The 18694-nt window shown below is 71.7% G+C and carries 14 protein-coding genes; 9 read left to right on the top strand and 5 right to left on the bottom strand.

The window, feature by feature from the left end; all coding sequences use genetic code 11:
- Positions 1-90: 90 nt before the first annotated feature.
- Positions 91-1242, bottom strand: a complete 1152-nt coding sequence (locus UWG_RS0114980) for a S1 family peptidase (protein ID WP_474773290.1) — start codon at positions 1240-1242, stop codon at positions 91-93.
- A gap of 244 nt (positions 1243-1486) precedes the next feature.
- On the opposite strand from UWG_RS0114980, the gene UWG_RS0114975 reads away from it, so the two are divergent.
- Complete coding sequence (locus UWG_RS0114975; protein ID WP_016908032.1) at positions 1487-2074, top strand: Uma2 family endonuclease; 588 nt, start codon at positions 1487-1489, stop codon at positions 2072-2074.
- A gap of 1 nt (position 2075) precedes the next feature.
- On the opposite strand, the gene UWG_RS0114970 is transcribed toward UWG_RS0114975, so the two are convergent.
- The 3 genes from UWG_RS0114970 to UWG_RS0114960 form a co-directional block, all read right to left on the bottom strand.
- The gene (locus UWG_RS0114970) at positions 2076-3056 is read right to left on the bottom strand and encodes a LysR family transcriptional regulator (RefSeq protein ID WP_016908031.1); all 981 of its coding nucleotides are present in this window, start codon (positions 3054-3056) and stop codon (positions 2076-2078) included.
- A 119-nt stretch (positions 3057-3175) separates the two neighbouring features.
- Complete coding sequence (locus UWG_RS0114965) at positions 3176-4012, bottom strand: aldo/keto reductase (protein WP_016908030.1); 837 nt, start codon at positions 4010-4012, stop codon at positions 3176-3178.
- A 99-nt stretch (positions 4013-4111) separates the two neighbouring features.
- Positions 4112-5932: an AMP-dependent synthetase/ligase gene (locus UWG_RS0114960; protein WP_016908029.1), complete on the bottom strand. Its 1821-nt coding sequence runs from the start codon at positions 5930-5932 to the stop codon at positions 4112-4114.
- Positions 5933-6259: 327 nt separating this feature from the next.
- Between UWG_RS0114960 and UWG_RS0114950 the strand changes: the two genes are divergently transcribed.
- Positions 6260-7288 (top strand): bile acid:sodium symporter family protein, encoded by a 1029-nt coding sequence (locus UWG_RS0114950; RefSeq protein WP_016908028.1) that lies wholly within the window; start codon positions 6260-6262, stop codon positions 7286-7288.
- Here the strand turns inward: UWG_RS0114950 and fdhD are convergent.
- The gene (gene fdhD / locus UWG_RS0114945) at positions 7262-8110 is read right to left on the bottom strand and encodes a formate dehydrogenase accessory sulfurtransferase FdhD (protein WP_029391463.1); all 849 of its coding nucleotides are present in this window, start codon (positions 8108-8110) and stop codon (positions 7262-7264) included. The two genes, UWG_RS0114950 and fdhD, sit on opposite strands and share 27 nt — an antisense overlap.
- 382 nt (positions 8111-8492) lie before the next feature.
- On the opposite strand from fdhD, the gene UWG_RS0114940 reads away from it, so the two are divergent.
- The 7 genes from UWG_RS0114940 to UWG_RS30100 form a co-directional block, all read left to right on the top strand.
- Positions 8493-9674 carry an ROK family transcriptional regulator gene (locus UWG_RS0114940; RefSeq protein ID WP_016908026.1) on the top strand — a complete coding sequence of 394 codons (1182 nt, stop codon included), beginning with the start codon at positions 8493-8495 and terminating at the stop codon, positions 9672-9674.
- 358 nt (positions 9675-10032) lie between these two features.
- Positions 10033-11538: a sugar ABC transporter ATP-binding protein gene (locus UWG_RS0114935; protein ID WP_016908025.1), complete on the top strand. Its 1506-nt coding sequence runs from the start codon at positions 10033-10035 to the stop codon at positions 11536-11538.
- A gap of 65 nt (positions 11539-11603) precedes the next feature.
- The gene (locus UWG_RS0114930) at positions 11604-12587 is read left to right on the top strand and encodes an ABC transporter permease (RefSeq protein ID WP_050988576.1); all 984 of its coding nucleotides are present in this window, start codon (positions 11604-11606) and stop codon (positions 12585-12587) included.
- Complete coding sequence (locus UWG_RS0114925) at positions 12584-13645, top strand: substrate-binding domain-containing protein (RefSeq protein ID WP_016908023.1); 1062 nt, start codon at positions 12584-12586, stop codon at positions 13643-13645. Before UWG_RS0114930 ends, UWG_RS0114925 begins: the two co-directional genes overlap by 4 nt.
- Positions 13646-13701: 56 nt before the next feature.
- Entirely contained in the window at positions 13702-14883 is a 1182-nt protein-coding gene (locus tag UWG_RS0114920; protein WP_016908022.1) for a Gfo/Idh/MocA family protein, read from the top strand.
- A gap of 32 nt (positions 14884-14915) precedes the next feature.
- A complete protein-coding gene (locus UWG_RS0114915) occupies positions 14916-15914 on the top strand; it encodes a sugar phosphate isomerase/epimerase family protein (RefSeq protein WP_016908021.1) in 999 nt (332 codons plus the stop codon).
- Between the two features lie 348 nt (positions 15915-16262).
- Positions 16263-18694: PQQ-dependent sugar dehydrogenase (locus tag UWG_RS30100; protein WP_016908020.1), on the top strand; the 2432-nt coding region annotated here is incomplete at its 3' end.

The raw sequence follows: 18694 nt of genomic DNA, 5'->3' as shown, positions 1-18694 counted from the left end.
CGTCGAGGAGGTCGCGGCGGGCCACGGGGCGGTCTGAGACGTGCCCGGGGCCGGGCACCTTCGTGCGTGCCCGGCCCCGGGGTGCGTGCGTCAGCCGGTGGTGAGGCTGAGGCCGTACGCGGAGAGCGCCGGGTTGACGGGCTGGTAGTAGGTGGTTCCGCCGGAGGAGCAGTTGCCGGAGCCGCCGGAGGTCATGCCCTGAGCCTGGCTGCCGGAGATGAAGGAGCCGCCGGAGTCGCCGGGCTCGGCGCAGACCGAGGTGCGGGTGACGCCGGTGATGGTGCCCTCGGGGTAGGTGACGCTGGTGTTGTGCTGCTGGATGGCGCCGCAGTGCCATCCGGTGGTCGAGCCGGAGCGGCAGACCGTCGAGCCGACCGACGCCTGCTGCGAGCCGGAGACGCGGACGGCGCCGCCGTTGACGTACGGGGTCGCCGTCCAGTTGCTGTTGGTGGCGACCCAGGCGTAGTCCCTGCCGGGGAAGGTGGAGCCCTGGAAGGTGCCCTGCGCGACCTGGTTGTAGCCGGTGGTGCTGGCGCCCGGCCTGCCGCAGTGGCCCGCGGTGACGAAGCCCTGCTGGCTGCCGTTGCTCACGGAGAACCCGATGGAGCAGCGCGAGGTGCCGTTGATGTAGTAGGCGTCGCCGCCCACGAGGTCGTAGTAAGTGCGGGGCGCCTCGGCGGACTTGACCGTGCGCACCGCGCTCGGGTCGACGCCCGCCTTGGTGACGGTCCGCTCGGCGGCGGCCGTGTCCGAGGTGCGGACGGTGACCGCGTTGTGTCTGACGTCGACCGACCGGACGGCGGCGTCTCTCTCGACGCCCGCCGAATCGAGGGTCTTCTGGAGGGACTTGAGGTCCTTCAGGCTGTGGTCGACGACCTTGGCGACCGCGCCGCGCGCCTCGATGGCGCCGACCTCGGCCGCGTCGGTGGTGGCCACGGTGAGCTTCGCGTCGGCGCCCGAGACCCAGGCGCCGCCGAAGCTGGCGCCCAACTGCTCGGCGAGCGCCTCTTCGACGTCGGCGGCCTCCGCCTCCGCCGCGAGGCGCTCGGTCACCTGGCCCTTGCTCAGCCCGAGGTCGCGCTGCATGGCGTCGAGCATCCCGGCGGGGAGCTCGGCGGCCGTGGGGGAGCCCGCTGCGGAGTCGGGGGCCGGCTGGCCCGCGTTGGCGGGGAGCGCGGTGAGTGCGAGGACGCAGGCGGCAGCGAGTGCCGAACCGGCGGCCATGCTACGTATCCGTACCATGTTGCCTCCTCGTGTGGGGGTGCGCGGATCAACGTAGCCACCGCCGTTCAAGCCGTGTACCTGTCAAATTGACCCTCTCATGGTGCGATGGAAACCCTGCGTTGGCTGTCGACTCCCGTGGAGGCGCTACCGGAAGAGACTTCCGGTCCGGGGTGCACGGGAGGGTGATATGCCGGGTGATGCTTCGTGGCGGTGCCCGAGGCCCAGGACGATGGGCTCGGTAGCACCTCGGCGAGGAGGAGACATGACCGGTCCGGCGCACCACTCGATCCCCGTACGCCCCGGTCGTCTGCGCGAGGCTGCGGGGCGGATCGAGGAGGCCACCGGCATGCGTGACGAGATCATCGGCGGAAGCCTGTTGATGCCCCCGAGACCCACGGGCAAGCACGCCGGGATCGTCATCGACGTGAGGGACGCCGTTCGTCCCCATCTATCCGCGGAATACGAAGCCTTCGAGAACGTCTCCGTCCCCATGGCAGGGAACGACGACGACTACGCCACCCCGGACCTCACCGTGGGCCCGAGGGCCTTCAAGGACATGGACGATTGGCTACTGGAGTCCGAGGAGGTGCAGTTGGCCGTCGGGGTGATCTCTCCGAGCGAGCGTCTGAAGGGGATCAACGAGAAGACCGCCTGGTACGCGGCGGCCGGTGTCCGGCTCCTCCTCCAGGTCGATCCCCGCACCGGCACCTGGTCGCTCTTCAGCCGCCCCGACCGGCCGGGCTCCGAGTACCGCGGCGTCGTGCACGGCAAGTACGGCGAATCGGCGCCGCTCCCCGCGGAGTTGGGCGGCGAGCTGGAGACCTCCGGGCTCGCCCGGTACACGCGCTGAGTCAGCCTGCCGCGGCGTCGAGGCCGGTTCCCTGCGCGCCGTGTCTTCGCTCGGCGAGCCATCTGACGTACGCCGGGTTGCGCGCGACGGCCTCCCGGTGCGCCCGCCGCGCCTGGTACGTCACCGAGGGGGCGGCGTCGGCGGCCGGGGAATCGGGGTGCCAGCCGAGGAGGTGGCGCCAGCGGAGCGGGTTGCCGGCGAGGGGGACGGTGACGACGCCCGGCGTCGGCGCGAAGGTCGCCCGGCACAGGCCGACGGCGCGGCCGACGCGGACGAGGTGCGTACAGGAGACGACGTCGGCCTCGTGGAGCGCGGCCGGCGTGAACCCGGCGCGTGCGCAGGCGGCGGCGAAGCAGTCGGCGAAGCAGCCGTCGCCCGGCGCGCAGACCCACCACTCGCCGGCGAGCGTGCCGAGCTCCAACTCTCTCCCGGCGGCGAGCGGATGGGTCTCGGAAAGCATCGCGAAGACGGGGTCCTCGCCGATCACGCGCCAGGCGAGGCCGTCGTCGGTCGGGGGAGGGCTGTCCCCGCAGGCGCCGACGAGGACGTAGTCGAGGCGCCCCGTGGCCGCCATAGCGCTCAGCTCCGTCACCGACCACGAGGTGCGCGTGCTCAGCGGGGTGTGCGGACGGGCGGCGGCGAGGCGGTCGACGAGGCCGCCGAGGAGCGGGCCGTGCGTCGCGCCGATCCGGAACCGCGGCGCGGTGTCGGAGCTGGCGGTGAAGCGGGCCGCGTCGTCCTGGAGCCGGTGGACGGCGGGCAGCAGGACCCGCGAGCGCTCGAGGACGAACTGGCCGAGCGGGGTGGGACTCGCGCCCGTGCGGCCGCGGTCGAAGAGCGGGCCGCCGAGGGCGCGTTCGATACGTTTGAGCTGGCCGCTGAGGGCGGACTGGGCGAGGCCGAGCGAGGTGGCCGCCCGGGTGAGGCTGCCGGCGTCCGCTATCGCATGAACTAGCCTGAGGTGACGCAACTCCAGCTCCATACCCGGAATTTATGCTTCCCGATGGTTGTGGGCAACGGGCCCGAGAGCGGACGAACCCCTCGTCCAGGGGGACGAGGGGTTCGTCGTACTCCGTCGACGGGAGCTGGACGCCCGGCGGTTCAGCCGAGGAAGTTGTTGGTGTCCGGGTCGGGGCCCAGACGCGTGTCCGTGTTGAGGCGGGCGATCGCGTCGAGGTCGGCGCGGTCCAGCTCGAAGTCGAAGACGTCGAAGTTCTCCACGATGCGGGAGGGCGTCACCGACTTCGGGATGGCGACGTTGCCGAGCTGGAGATGCCAGCGGAGGACGACCTGCGCCGCCGTCTTGCCGTGCTTCTCCGCGATCTCGGTGAGCGCCGGCTCGTCGAGCAGCCCCTTGCCCTGACCCAGCGGTGACCACGCCTCCGTCGCGATGTGGTGGTCGGTGTGGAAGGCGCGCGGCAGCGACTGCGCGAGCTGCGGGTGGAGCTCGATCTGGTTGACGGCGGGGACGGTGCCGCCGAGGTCGATCACGCGCTTGAGGTGCGCCGGCTGGAAGTTGGAGACGCCGATCGCCCTCGCGCGCCCCTCGGCGAGGATGCGCTCCAGGGCGCGCCAGGTGTCGAGGTACTTGTCGACCCCCGGCAGCGGCCAGTGGATGAGGTAGAGGTCGACGTGGTCGAGGCCGAGCTTCTCCAGCGAGGCGTCGAAGGCGCGGAGGGCAGGGTCGTACCCCTGGTCGGCGTTCCAGAGCTTGGTGGTGACGAAGAGCTCGTCGCGCGGGATGCCGGAGGCGGCGAGCGCCCGGCCCGTTCCGGACTCGTTCTCGTAGGCGGCGGCCGTGTCGATGCTGCGGTAGCCGGCCTCGAGAGCCCTGCCCACCGCGCGCTCCGCCTCGTCGTCGGCGACCTGCCAGACGCCGAAACCGAGCTGCGGCATCTCGACGCCGTTGTTGAGGGTAATGGTGGGAACGTTGCTCACGCCTCAGGTCCTCACGTGCGAATCGACAGTCTTACTCGTCATCGTCAACGATCAAGCCCGCCGGTGCATTCCCCACGCGCTCTCGTCGGCGCGCCCGGCTCACCGGTACAGGCCCGCGATCTCTTCCGCGTAGCGCTCCTCGATCGCCGCTCGCCGGAGCTTCAGCGACGGCGTGAGGAGGCCGTCCTCCTCGGTGAACTGCCCGGCGAGGACGCGGAAGGTGCGGATCGACTCCGCCTTGGAGACGTGGGTGTTGGCGGCGACGACGGCCCGGCGGATCTCGCGCTCCAGGTCGGCGTCGCGGACGAGTTCGGCGGGTGCGAGCTCCGGCTTGCCACGCATCGACAGCCAGTGCGCGACCGCGTCCCGGTCGAGGGTGATCAGCGCTGCGACGTAGGGCCGGTCGTTGCCGACGACGAGGCAGTGGGCGACGAGCGGGCTCGCCCGTACCCGCTCCTCCAGCGAAGCGGGGGAGAGGCTCTTCCCGCCCGCGGTCACGAGGATCTCCTTCTTGCGGCCCGTGAGGGTGAGGTAGCCGTCCTCGTCGAGCGAGCCGAGGTCGCCGGTGGCGAACCAGCCGTCGTACAGGGCGATTCCGGTCGCCTGGTGGTGGTGGAGGTAGCCGGAGAAGACGTGGCCGCCGCGGAGCCACACCTCGCCGTCGGAGGCGACCGAGACGGAGGTGCCGGGGAGCGGGGTGCCGACGGTGCCGAAGCGGATGCGCCCCGGCGGGTTGGCGGTCGACGCCGCGGTGGTCTCCGTGAGGCCGTACCCCTCGTAGATCTGCAACCCCGCGCCGTGGAAGAAGAGTCCGAGTCGGCGCTCCATCCCCGAACCGCCGGACATGGCGCTGCGGCACCGGCCGCCCATCGCCGCCCTGAGCTTCCCGTAGACGAGCTTGTCGAAGAGCTGGTGCTGCATCCGCAGGGACGTGCCGGGTCCGGGGCCGGTGCCGAACGACCGCTGCTCGACGGCCTCCGCGTACCGCACCGCGACGTCCTCGGCCTTCTCGAAGGGGCCGAGCCTGCCCTCGGACTCCGCCTTGTTCCGCGCGGCGCGGTAGATCTTCTCGAAGAGGTGCGGCACCGCCTGGATGAACGTCGGCCGGAAGGAGGCGAGGTCGGGGAGGAGCGCGTCGGCGGTCATGCTGGGCTGGTGGCCGAGGACGACCCGGCCGCGGAGCGCGGCGACCTCCACCATGCGCCCGAAGACGTGTGCGAGTGGGAGGAAGAGCAGCAGCGAGGGCTGCTCGCCCGGCTTGGCGAAGACCTCGCTGTAGCCGTCGAGCACGCTGTCGGCCTCGGACATGAAGTTGGCGTGGGTGAGGAGGCAGCCCTTGGGGCGGCCCGTCGTGCCCGAGGTGTAGATGACGGTGGCGACCGAGTCGGGGGTGAGGGCGAGGCGGTGGCGGTGGACGACCTCGTCGTCGAGGCCTGCGCCGCGCTCGCGGAGTTCGCCGACGGCGCCGGAGTTGAGCTGCCAGAGCCGGGAGAGCTTCGGCAGGGAGTCGATCACGGAGCCGACCGTCATCGCGTGGTCCTCGTGCTCGACGACGGCGGCCGAGACCTCGGCGTCGTGCATGATCCAGCGCACCTGCTCCGCCGAGGACGTCGGGTAGACGGGGACGGGCTGGGCGCCGATCGACCAGAGCGCGTAGTCGAAGAGCGTCCACTCGTAACGGGTGCGGGACATGATCGCGACCCGGTCGCCGAACCGCACCCCTTCGCTGAGCAGCCCCTTGGCGAGCGCGAGGACCTCGTCCCTGAACTCGCCCGCGGTCACGTCCTGCCATCCGCCGCTCGCGTCCTTGCGCGCGAGCGCCACCCTGCCGCTCTCGCGCTCGGCGTGCTCGAAGACGGTGTCGGCGAGGCCCCCGGCGTGGGGTGTCTTCGACACGGCCGGGACGGTGAACTCCTGCAATGGCTCTGCTCCTCGACGTGCCTCCGAAGCCGGGCGTGCAGCCCTCGGCTGCGGACCCAGCGCGAGCGACCGTAACCGATCCGCAGCCGCTCGGGCAGCGATCTCCCCTGGTCAGTCTTGCGATTGGGGCGGTTACGACGGGTTGGACGCACAGTCGTTGCCAGGCCCACCGGTAATCTGCACGGAACCTTTGCGACCTTGCGCCGCGTCGACCGAAGGGGGAGGGTGCGGAAGTACAGTTCCGCAGAGCGGCATTGCCGGCGCCGGCCGCCCGGCGTTCGGGCGCGTTCGGCCGCCTCCGGCCGCCCGACCGCGACGAGGGAGCACATGCGCCGCCTGGCCGGTCTCGTAGACCCGTTCATCCTGCTGCTCTTCGGCACGGTCCTCGTCGCCGTCCTCCTCCCCGCCCAGGGCGGAATGGCGGACGGCTTCTCCTGGGCCACCAAGATCGCCGTCGGCCTCATCTTCTTCCTCTACGGCGCCCGCCTCTCGACGAAGGAGGCCGTCGACGGGCTCCGCCACTGGCGGCTCCATCTCGCCGTGCTGCTCTGCACGTTCGCGCTCTTCCCGCTCCTCGGCCTCGCCTCCGCCGGACTCGTCCCGCACGTCCTCACGCCGGAGCTCCAGACGGGGCTGCTCTTCTGCTGCCTCGTCCCCTCGACGATCCAGTCCTCGATCGCGTTCACCTCCATCGCGCGCGGCAACGTCCCGGCGGCGATCTGCGCCGGTACGTACTCCAGCCTCTTCGGCGTCGTGGCGACGCCGCTCCTCGCGGCCTGGCTCATCGGCGGCTACGCGGGGCTGTCGGCCACCGCGCTCGTGGAGATCGGCTGCCAGCTCCTCGCGCCGTTCCTCGCGGGGCAGTTGCTCCGCCGCTGGATCGGGGGCCTCCTGACGCGGCACCGCGGGATCACCATGACCGTCGACCGCGGAGCGATCCTGCTGGTCGTCTACACGGCGTTCAGCGAAGGCGTGGCCGAGGGGGTCTGGGGTGCCGTCACGCCGCTGCGGCTCGGCGCGCTCCTCGCCGTCGAAGCCGTGCTGCTGACGGTGATGCTGCTGCTCACCTGGTACGGCTCGAAGCGGCTCCGCTTCGTGCGGCAGGACCGGATCGCGCTCACCTTCGCCGGCTCGAAGAAGTCGCTCGCCGCCGGACTGCCGATGGCGAGCGTCCTCTTCGGCAGCGGCGCGGCGCTCGCGGTGCTGCCGCTGATGCTCTTCCACCAGATGCAGCTCGTCGTCTGCGCGTTCCTCGCCCGGCGTTGGGCGCGTGCCGCGCCGGCCGAGGAGCCCGAGGCGGCCCACGCGCCGGCCGGTGGGCAGCCGACCTCAGCCGGTGGGGGCGTGCGCGGGTAGCGCGATGCGTTCCGCGCCCGCGTAGACGTTCATCGAGCGCCCGCGGAGGAAGCCGACGAGCGTCGTGCCCGTCTCCGCGGCGAGGTCGACGGCGAGCGAGGAGGGCGCGGAGACGGCGGCGAGCGCCGGGATACCGGCCATCACCGCCTTCTGCACCAGCTCGAAGCTGGCCCGCCCGGAGACCATCAGCACGGAGTCGCGCAGCGGCAGCAGGTCGCGCTGGAGCGCGGCACCGACGAGCTTGTCGACGGCGTTGTGGCGGCCCACGTCCTCCCGGATGTCGAGGAGTTCGCCGTCGCTGGTGAAGAGCCCGGCGGCGTGCAGGCCGCCGGTGCGGTCGAAGACGCGCTGCGCGGCGCGGAGCCGCTCGGGCAGCAGCGGGAGCACCTCGACGTCGAGGCGGAGCGCCTCCGACTCCGCCGGCTCCCAACGCGCCGTGGTGCGGACGGCGTCGAGGCTCGCCTTGCCGCAGACGCCGCAGGAGGAGGTGGTGTAGACGTTGCGCTCCAGGGTGAGTTCGGGCACCGCGACGCCCTCGGCGAGGCGTACGTCGAGGGTGTTGTAGGTGTTCTGCCCGTCGACGAGCGCGCCCGCGCAGTAGGCGATCCGCACCAGCTCGGACGCGCTGCCGAGGACGCCCTCGCTCACCAGGAAGCCGGCGGCGAGCGCGAAGTCGTCGCCGGGGGTGCGCATGGTGACGGCGAGCGGCCTGCCGCCCAGCCGGATCTCCAGCGGTTCCTCGCCCGCGAGGGTGTCGGGGCGCTCGCTCACCGCGCCCTCCCTGATCCGCAGCACCTTCCTGCGCTCGGTGACCCTTCCCATGCCGCCGCTCCCGCTGCCGTGGTCGAAGGGCGCCGGGGTCCCGCCGCCCGTACGCTCCATTCTCCGTTATCGCAGGACCGCGACCGAGACGCCTGTACGGGGTTCGGGCAGGGGTTTCATGGTGCGCTTCAACTTCCTTGACGCACGCCGACGTTGGCGTCCGGCCGCTCCCGGACGTGGCGTTGCGTCCCGTGCTTTGTCCTCAACCGGGAAGAAGTAATTGCGATTCGTGCAGAACTTCTTCCCAACTGTGGGCGTCGCTGCTACGTTCCCTGAGCAATCCGGTCGACGCCGGCAACGGCCCACCCGCAGCCGGCAATTCGGCGGCGCGTGGCCGGCCGCGCGTCGCCACGCGTACCCAAGAGGAGGAGCGGTGAGGCGGATGACGGCCCGGCCCGCGAACGTGCACCAGGCGCGCCTGCTGCGTCTGCTGCGCGACGGCGGGCCGAGCTCCCGCGCGGAGCTCGGCGACCGCGTGGAGCTGTCCCGCTCCAAGCTCGCCGTCGAGGTCGACCGCCTGCTGGAGACCGGCCTCGTCGTCGCCGACGGCCTCGCGGCCTCGCGCGGCGGGCGCCGCTCGCACAACATCAGGCTCGCGCCGGAACTCCGCTTCCTCGGCGTCGACATCGGCGCCACGTCGGTCGACGTCGCCGTCACCAACGGGGAGATGGAGATCCTCGGCCACCTCAACCACCCGATGGACGTGCGCGAGGGCCCGGTCGCCGTCTTCGACCAGGTGCTCGCGATGGTCGCCAAGCTCCGCGAATCCGGGGTGGCCGACGGGCTCGACGGCGCGGGCGTCGGGGTGCCGGGGCCCGTCCGGTTCCCCGAGGGCGTCCCCGTCGCGCCGCCGATCATGCCGGGCTGGGACGGCTTCCCCGTCCGCGAGGTGCTCAGCCAGGAGCTCGGCTGCCCCGTGATGGTCGACAACGACGTCAACCTGATGGCGATGGGGGAGATGCACGCCGGGGTCGCGCGCTCCGTGCAGGACTTCTTCTGCGTCAAGATCGGCACGGGTATCGGGTGCGGCGTCGTCGCAGGCGGCGCCGTGCACCGCGGCACCACGGGGAGCGCGGGCGACATCGGGCACATCCAGGTGGAGCCCGAAGGACGCCCGTGCGCCTGCGGCAACCGCGGTTGCCTGGAGGCGTACTTCGGGGGCTCCGCGCTCGCGAGGGACGCCGAGCTGGCGGCGAAGGAGGGGCGCTCGGAGGAGCTCGCGGGCCGCCTCGCCGGCGCCGGCGGCCTCACCGCCGTCGACATCGCCGCGGCCGCCTCCGCGGGCGACGGCACCTCGCTCGACCTGATCCGCTCCGGGGGCGCCCGGGTCGGCCAGGTGATCGCCGGGCTCGTCAGCTTCTTCAACCCCGGACTCGTCGTGATCGGCGGCGGGGTGACGGGGCTCGGGCACACCCTGCTCGCCAGCATCCGCTCGCAGGTCTACCGCCAGTCGCTGCCGCTCGCCACCGGCAACCTCCCCATCGTCCTGGGCGAGTTGGGACAGCTCGCCGGCGTGACGGGGGCCGCCAGGCTCACCAGCGACCACCTCTTCTCGCCGGCCTGACCGGCGAGCGCACCACCGGTACCACCCGCACGGCCCGCACCACCAGCACCGCAGGCACGTCCCTGGCGCAACACCGCACCGCAGCAAGGAAGTCCGTACGCCGACCCCGGCCCCGGAGTGGACGCTCCCGGAGCCGCGGCGGCCCGAGACCGCACCGAGCCGACACCAGCCGCCCACCCGCGACCGGTCCGCCGACGCGCAACCGCTCAGGACAGCCGCGCCGTCGGCCGCCGTCGAGCCCTGCCGACGCACGAGACCCCCAGCCGCACGACGACGGACCCGAGTCCGCCGTACCGCACACCACCGCAAGCCGCGCGACCCAGGCACCGATCCCGCCCGTACGCACGGAAGGCCCGCCATGGCACCACTCCTCACCATGTCAGGAATCACCAAGTCCTTCCCCGGTGTGCGCGCCCTCGACGGCGTCGAACTCGACGTGGAGGCGGGCGAGGTGCACTGCCTGCTCGGCCAGAACGGGGCGGGGAAGTCGACACTGATCAAGGTGCTCGCCGGCGCTCACCGGCCGGACGAGGGCGAGATCCGCTGGCAGGGCGAGCCCGTCGGGCTCGACGCGCCCGTCGCCGCGATGCGGCTCGGAATCGCCACGATCTACCAGGAGTTGGACCTGGTGGAGCACCTCTCCGTCGCCGAGAACGTCTTCCTCGGCCACGAGGTGGCGAGCCGCGGGTTCGTCAGGCCCCGTGCGGCCCGCTCGCGTACCGCAGCGCTCCTCGCCAGGCTCGGACACCCGGAGATCGACCCCAACACGCTCGTCGGCGCGCTCTCGGCGGCCGGCGCGCAGATCGTCTCCATGGCCCGCGCCCTGTCGCACGACGTCCGCCTCATCGTGATGGACGAGCCGTCGGCCGCGCTCGACCCCGACGAGGTCGACAACCTCTTCCGGATCGTCGCAGGACTCACGGCGGAGGGCGTGGCGGTCGTCTACATCTCGCACCGCCTGGAGGAGATCCGGCGCATCGGGGACCGCGTCTCGGTGCTCAAGGACGGCCGGGTCGCTGCGCGCGACCTCCCGGCGGCCGAGACGCCGACGGAGCGGCTCGTCTCCCTGATGACGGGACGCGACGTCGAGTACGCCTTCCCCGAGCGGCCCGCCGAGCCGGCCCGTGCCGACCCGGTGCTCCGCGCCGAAGGGCTCGCCAGGGAGGGCGAGTTCGCGCCGCTCGATCTGGAGCTGCGGCCCGGCGAGATCGTCGGCCTCGCCGGACTCGTCGGCTCCGGGCGCTCGGAGATCCTGGAGACGCTCTACGGCGCCCGCAAGCCCACCGCGGGGCGCGTCCTCGTCGACGGCCGGGAGCTGCCGGCGGGACGGATACCCGCAGCCGTGCGGGCGGGGATCGGGCTCGCGCCCGAGGAGCGCAAGTCGCAGGCGCTGCTGATGCTGGAGTCGGTGACGAGGAACGTCTCGGTCTCCTCCCTGCCGAGGTTCTCCCGCGGCGGCTGGCTCGACCGTGCGAAGGAGCGGGCCGCCGCGCACCGCCGCACCTCCGACCTCGCGCTCAGCCCCGACCGCCCCGACCGGCCCGTACGCACCTTCTCCGGCGGCAACCAGCAGAAGGCCGTACTCGCCCGGTGGCTGCTGCGGGAGTGCCGGGTCCTCCTCCTCGACGAGCCGACCCGCGGCGTCGACGTCGGCGCACGCTCCGAGCTCTACGCCGTGATCCGGCGGCTCGCCGATTCCGGCGTCTGCGTACTGCTCGTCTCCAGCGAAGTGCCCGAAGTCCTCGGCCTCGCCGACCGCGTGCTGGTGCTGCGCGAGGGCCGCGTCGTACACACCGCCCCCGCCCGGGAGCTCGACGAGCACCGGGTGCTCGACCTCGTCATGGAAGGGAGCCCCTCGTGCTGAACTCTCCCAAGGGCGCCTCGGCCGAGGGCCGGCAGTCCGACCCGCCCGTCGACCCCGGAAAGCCCATGCCCCCGCCTGCGGGCACGGGCTCGGGACTGCGGGGCCTGCTCGCGGGCAGCCGGCTCGACGGGCGCCAACTCTCGCTGATCGGCGTCCTGCTGGTGCTCGCCGCGATCGGCGCCTTCACCAAGCCCGACGACTTCCTCACCGGTGACAACCTCCAACTCATCCTCACCCAGGCGTCCGTGGTCGGCGTCGTCACCGTCGGCGTGACGTTCGTGATCATCGGGGGCGGCATCGACCTGTCGGTCGGCTCCATGGTGGCGCTCGCGTCGGTCTGGGCGACCACCGTCGCCACGCAGGACCTCGGGCTCGGCGGGATGCTGCTCTGCTCCGTGCTCGTGGGGCTCGGCGCGGGGCTCGTCAACGGGCTGCTGATCGCGTACGGGCCGATGGTCCCCTTCATCGCGACGCTCGCGATGATGGCCTCGGCGCGCGGCCTCGCGCTCCAGATCAGCGGCGGCGAGACGCAGGTGGTGACGGTCGACGCCGTCCTCCGACTGGGCGTGCCCGAGTCGTACGTGCTGGGCGTGCCGCCGCTGGTGCTCATCTTCCTCGCGGTGGCCGTGCTCGGCTGGCTCGTCCTCAACCGCACCACCTTCGGCCGCCGCACCGTCGCCACGGGCGGCAACCCGGAGGCGTCGCGGCTCGCCGGCATCGCCGTCAAGCGGCAGCGGTTGCTGCTCTACCTGCTCTCCGGGCTCTGCTGCGGCATCGCCGCCTTCATGCTCGTCGTGCTGACGGGCTCGGGCCAGAGCACCAACGGCAACCTCTACGAACTCGACGCCATCGCCGCCGCGATCATCGGCGGCACGCTGCTCAGCGGCGGGCGCGGCAGCATCCTCGGCTCGGTGCTCGGGGTGCTCGTCTTCACCACGATCACCAACCTGTTCGCGCTCAACAACCTCCAGACCGACGTTCAGCAGATCGCCAAGGGCGCCATCATCGTCGCCGCAGTCCTGGTACAGAAGGGGCGTAACTCCCAATGAGTGCAGAGAAACCGACACCGCTCGCCAGAACCAGCCGCCGCAACCTCCTCTTCGGCACCGCGGCGGGGGCAGCGCTCCTCGCCACCGGGTGCACGAGCAACGAGAGCAACGACGACAAGGCGTCCGGCGCGGAGCAGGCGCAGATCGCCGACGACAAGCCGGGCAAGAAGGTCACCATCGGCTACGCGGGACCGCAGGCCGACCACGGCTGGCTGAAGGCCATCGACACCCAGGCGAAGAGCCGCGCCAAGAAGTACGAGGACGTCACCATGGAGGTGACCGAGGGCTCCAATGACAACGCCACGCAGGTCGGCCAGGTCGAGACGCTGATCAACAAGAAGGTCGACGTCCTCGTGGTGCTGCCCGCGGACGGCAAGGCCCTCACCCAGGTCGGACTCAAGGCGATGCGCGCCGGCATCCCCGTCGTCAACCTCGACCGCATCTTCTCCTCCCCGCAGGCGTACCGGTGCTGGGTCGGCGGCGACAACTACGGGATGGGGCTCAACGCCGGGCACTACATCGGCGAGCAGCTCAAGGACAAGAAGAACGCACGCGTCGTGGAGCTGTCGGGCCCCGACAACCTGGAGCTCACCAAGCAGCGCACCGACGGCTTCGACGACGCGCTGAAGAACTACCCGAACATCAAGAAGGTGGCCCGCCAGGCGGCCGACTTCACCGTCGAGTCGGGACAGTCGAAGATGTCCCAACTCCTGCGCGCCGAGTCCGAGTTCGACGCGCTCTGGAACCACGACGACGACCAGGGCGTCGGCGCCGAGCGGGCGATCGAGCAGGCCGGCCGCGACGAGTTCATGATGGTCGGCGGAGCCGGCTCCAAGCGCGTGATGGAGGCGATCAAGAAGGACGAGGGCGTCATCAAGGCGACCGTCCTCTACCCGCCGACGATGGCGGCCTCCGCGATCGACCTCGCGCGCGCCCTCGGCCAGGGCAAGGGGATCGGCGGCCTCTCCGAGTTCGAGATCCCCGCGCAGATCACGCTCTACTCCGCGGTGGTCACCAAGGAGAACGTCGACCAGTACCTGCCGATCGGCTTCACCTGATACCGCCGCGCGCCCCGGCAGCACCGAACGACACACGCCCGACAGGGAGGAGCCCCATGCCGCACGAGACCGACGAGCCAGACTCCGCACCACCGCCACTCGGTGTGGGCATGGTCGGATACGCCTTCATGGGCCAGGCGCACTCCCAGGGGTGGCGCACGGTCGGCCGGGCTTTCCGGCTCCCGCTCGACCCGGTGATGGCCGCCGTCTGCGGGCGCGACCCGCAGGCGGTGCGCGCCGCGGCCGACCGGCTCGGCTGGGCCGCCGCCGAGACCGAGTGGCGGGCGCTGATCAACAGGGACGACGTCCAGCTCGTCGACGTCTGCACTCCGGGCGACAGCCACGCGGAGATCGCCGTCGAGGCGCTGGCGGCCGGCAAGCACGTGCTCTGCGAGAAGCCGCTCGCCAACTCCGTCGGTGAGGCGGAGGCGATGGTCGCGGCGGCCGAAGCGGCCAAGGAGCGCGGGCAGTTGGCGATGGTCGGGTTCAACTACCGGCGCGTCCCGGCGGCCGCGTTCGCGCGGCAGCTCGTCGCCGAGGGGCGGCTGGGCGAGATCCGGCACGTCCGCGCCCACTACCTCCAGGACTGGCTCGTCGACCCGCAGGCGCCCATGGCGTGGCGGCTGCGGAAGGAGACCGCGGGCTCCGGTGCCCTCGGCGACCTCGGCGCCCACGCCGTCGACCTCGCGCAGTACCTCGCGGGGTCGCCGCTCTCCTGGGTCTCCGGGCAGCTGGAGACGTTCGTCACCGAGCGCCCGCTGCCCGGCGGGGACGGCGGCACCGGGACCGTCACCGTCGACGACACCGCGCTCTTCCACGGCCGCACCGCGGCCGGAGCGCTCGCCTCGTTCGAGGTGAGCCGCGTCGCGGCCGGCCGCAAGAACGCGCTCACCATCGAGCTGAACGGAACGCTCGGCTCGCTCCGCTTCGACCTGGAGCGCCTCAACGAGTTGGAGTTCCACGACAACACGCTCGCCGAGCGCGAGGCGGGGTTCCGCCGCATCCTCGTCACCGAGGCGGACCATCCCTACCTGGAGGGCTGGTGGCCGCCGGGCCACGGCCTCGGCTACGAGCACACCTTCACCCATCAGGCCGCCGACCTGATCCGCGCCATCGCGGGCCGCACCGAGCCGGCACCGACGTTCGCGGACGGGCTCCAGGTGCAGCGCGTCCTCGCGGCCGTCGAGGAGAGCGCGGCGAAGAACGGCGTGCACACCCCGGTCGTACCACTCGGCTAGCGGCCGCTCCCGTACACCGTCAGGAGGTCACCGTGCCAAGAAAGTTCACCCTCTTCACAGGCCAGTGGGCGGACCTGCCGCTGGAGGAGGTCTGTCGGCTGGCGAGCGAGTTCGGCTACGACGGGCTCGAACTCGCCTGCTGGGGCGACCACTTCGAGGTCGACAGGGCGCTGGCCGAGCCGGGCTACGTGGCGGGCCGCAAGGCGCTGCTGGAGAAGTACGGGCTCGAGTGCTGGGCGATCTCGTACCATCTCGTCGGCCAGGCGGTCTGCGACAACCCGATCGACGAGCGCCACGAGAACATCCTGCCGCCGCGGATCTGGGGCGACGGCGATCCCGAGGGCGTGCGGCAGCGCGCCGCCGCCGAGATCAAGGACACGGCGCGGGCCGCGGCGAAGCTCGGCGTCGACACCGTCGTCGGGTTCACCGGTTCGTCGATCTGGCACCTGGTGGCGATGTTCCCGCCGGTGCCGCCCGGCATGATCGACCGGGGCTACCAGGACTTCGCCGACCGCTGGAACCCGATCCTCGACGTCTTCGACGCCGAGGGGGTGCGGTTCGCGCACGAGGTGCACCCCAGCGAGATCGCGTACGACTACTGGACGACGGCCCGCGCGCTGGAGGCCGTCGACCACCGCCCGGCGTTCGGGCTCAACTTCGACCCGAGCCACTTCGTCTGGCAGGACCTCGATCCGGCGGGGTTCCTCTGGGACTACCGGGACCGCATCCTCCACGTCGACTGCAAGGAGTCCCGCACCCGGCTCGACGGCCGCAACGGGCGGCTGGGCTCGCACCTGCCCTGGGGCGACCCGCGGCGCGGGTGGGACTTCGTCTCGGCGGGGCACGGGGACATCGCCTGGGAGGACATCTTCCGGATGCTCCATGCGATCGGCTACGCAGGGCCGGTCTCCGTCGAGTGGGAGGACGCGGGCATGGACAGGCTCGCGGGCGCTCCGGAAGCGCTGCGCCGCCTCAAGGCGTTCGACTACGACCCGCCCGAGGCGTCGTTCGACGCCGCCTTCAGTAGCTGAGACGGCCGCGGCGGTGCGGGAGGCGGGGCGCGCTCGAGTGCGCGTCCCGCCCTCCCGCCCGTTCCGCTTGTCCACGATCCGGAAAGACGGCGCTGCCCTACGGCGTTCTTTGTCCCCGCGGTGGATAAAGCCAACTTCCCTGCTGCCGTAGGGGTTTCCGTAAGCGACAAAGATGGCTACCGTCCTTGATGTGTTCCGGACATGAGCCGCCCACCCCCCTCTCTCCCGGGCTCCGGACACATCGGGACGACCCCTACCCGGCGCGACGGCGCGCGCCTGTGCAGAGCACGACGGTCAACGACACGTCCGTATCCGTCACCTTTCGTGATCTTCCCCAGGAGGAGACGCGTGCACAGGAGATTCCGCAGACTCCGAACCCGCCTCGCGGCAGCCGCGGGTGCGTTGACGATCGGTGGCGCACTCGTCGTCACCGGCGTTCCCGCCTCCCAGGCCGCCCCGGCGGACGACCGGCCGGCCGCTGCCGAGCTGCAGCAGACCGAACTCGCCAAGGGCGTCGAGGAGACGGGCGAGCCGATGACGCTCGCCGTGCTGCCCGACGGCGACGTCCTCCACACCGCCCGCGAAGGCACGCTCTGGCTCACGCAGTCGGACGGCAGCGGCACCTCGCAGGCGGGCACGCTCGACGTCTACGACCACGACGAAGAAGGGCTCCAAGGAGTCGGCGTCGACCCGGACTTCGAGCAGAACCGCCACATCTACCTCTACTACGCGCCGCCCCTCGACACCCCCGAGGGCGACGCACCGGAGACGGGCACCGCGGCCGACTTCGAGCCGTTCCAGGGCTACAACCAGCTCTCCCGGTTCACCCTCGACGAGGACGGCACGCTCGACGCCTCCAGCGAGACCGAGATCCTCCGGATCGACACCGACCGCGGCCAGTGCTGCCACGTCGGCGGCGACATCGCCTTCGACAGCGACGGCAACCTGCTGATGTCGACGGGCGACGACTCCAACCCGTTCCAGTCCGACGGTTTCACCCCCATCGACGAACGCGAGGACCGCAACCCGGTCTTCGACGCGCAGCGCTCCGCGGGCAACGCCAACGACCTGCGCGGCAAGCTCCTCCGCATCCATGTCGAGGAGGACGGCTCCTACACGATCCCGGAGGGCAACCTCTTCGAGGAGGGCACGGAGGGCACCCGTCCCGAGGTCTACGCGATGGGCTTCCGCAACCCCTTCCGCATCTCGGTCGACCCGGCCACCGACCACGTCTACGTCGGCGACTACGGGCCCGACGCGGGCGAGGCCGACCCCGCGCGGGGACCGGGCGGACAGGTCGAGTTCAACAAGGTGACGGAGGCGGGGAACTTCGGCTGGCCGTACTGCACCGGTGACAACGACGCCTACGTCGACTACGACTTCGCCACCGAGGAGTCCGGCGAGTCCTTCGACTGCTCGGCCCCCGTCAACGACTCGCCGCACAACGACGGCATCGAGGAACTCCCGGCCGCCAACCCGGCGTGGATTCCCTACGACGGCGACTCGGTCCCCGAGTTCGGCGACGGCTCCGAGTCCCCGATGGGCGGGCCCGTCTACCGCTACGACGCCGACCTGGACTCGCAGGTGAAGTTCCCCGAGGAGTTCGACGGGGACTTCTTCGCCGGTGAGTTCGGGCGGCAGTGGATCAAGCGCATCGAGCAGGACGACTCCGGAGCGGCCGGCACCATCAACGACTTCCCCTGGGAAGGCACCCAGGTGATGGACATGGAGTTCGGCCCCGACGGCGCCCTGTACGTGCTCGACTACGGCACCGGCTACTTCGGCGGCGACGAGAACTCGGCGCTCTACCGCATCGAGAACGCCGAGGGCGGCGGCACGCCGGGCGAGCAGCTCACCGTGACCGCCGAAGGCGACGTCACGAGCGGCCCCGCGCCCCTGGAGGTCACCTTCACGGGCGAGGGCAGCGACCCGAGCGGCGAAGAGCTCAGCTACGCCTGGGACTTCGGCGACGAAACCACGGGCGAGGGCGCCGAGACCAGCCACACCTACGAGGAGGAGGGCACCTACCTGGCGCAGCTCACCGTGACCAACGAGTCGGGCGACACCGCGTCTGCCAACGTCCAGGTGACGGTCGGGAACACCGCGCCCACCGTCGAGCTGAAGCTGCCGGCCGACGGCCAGCTCTTCGAGTTCGGTGACGAGGTGCCCTTCGAGGTGACCGTCACCGACCCGGAGGACGGCGAGATCGACTGCGAGAACGTGACCGTCAACTACATCCTCGGCCACGACCAGCACGGGCACCCGCTCACCTCCGCCAGCGGCTGCGAGGGCACCATCAAGACCTCGACCGACGGCGGTCACGACGCCGCCGCCAACGTCTTCGGGGTCTTCGACGCCCAGTACACCGACGGCGGCAACGGCGACCTGCCCCCGCTCACCGTCCACGACCAGCACACCACCCAGCCCAAGCACCGCCAGGCCGAGCACTTCTCGGACGCCGCAGAGGGCGTCACGAAGGGCGCGGCGGAGGGGGCCGAGGGCGCCGACGCCGTCACCGACGTCCAGGACGGCCAGTGGATCTCCTTCGACCCCTACCTCCTCAGCGACGCGAGCGAGTTCTCCGCGCGGGTGCAGTCCGAGGGCGACGGCACGATCGAGGTGCGCGCCGACGCGCCCGACGGTGAACTCCTCGGCACCGTCGAGGTGTCGGCGACCGACGGCTGGCAGGAGGTGAGCACGGCGCTGGAGAACCAGCCGGAGACGAGCGAGAGCCTCTACCTCGTCTTCGGGGGCTCCGGATACACCTTCGACAGCTTCAC

Origin of the sequence: Streptomyces xiaopingdaonensis (assembly GCF_000262345.1) — a bacterium.
Taxonomy (GTDB): Bacteria; Actinomycetota; Actinomycetes; order Streptomycetales; family Streptomycetaceae; genus Streptomyces; species Streptomyces xiaopingdaonensis.
Note: the sequence above shows the minus strand (reverse complement) of the source record. Positions and strands in the feature narration are given on the sequence as shown.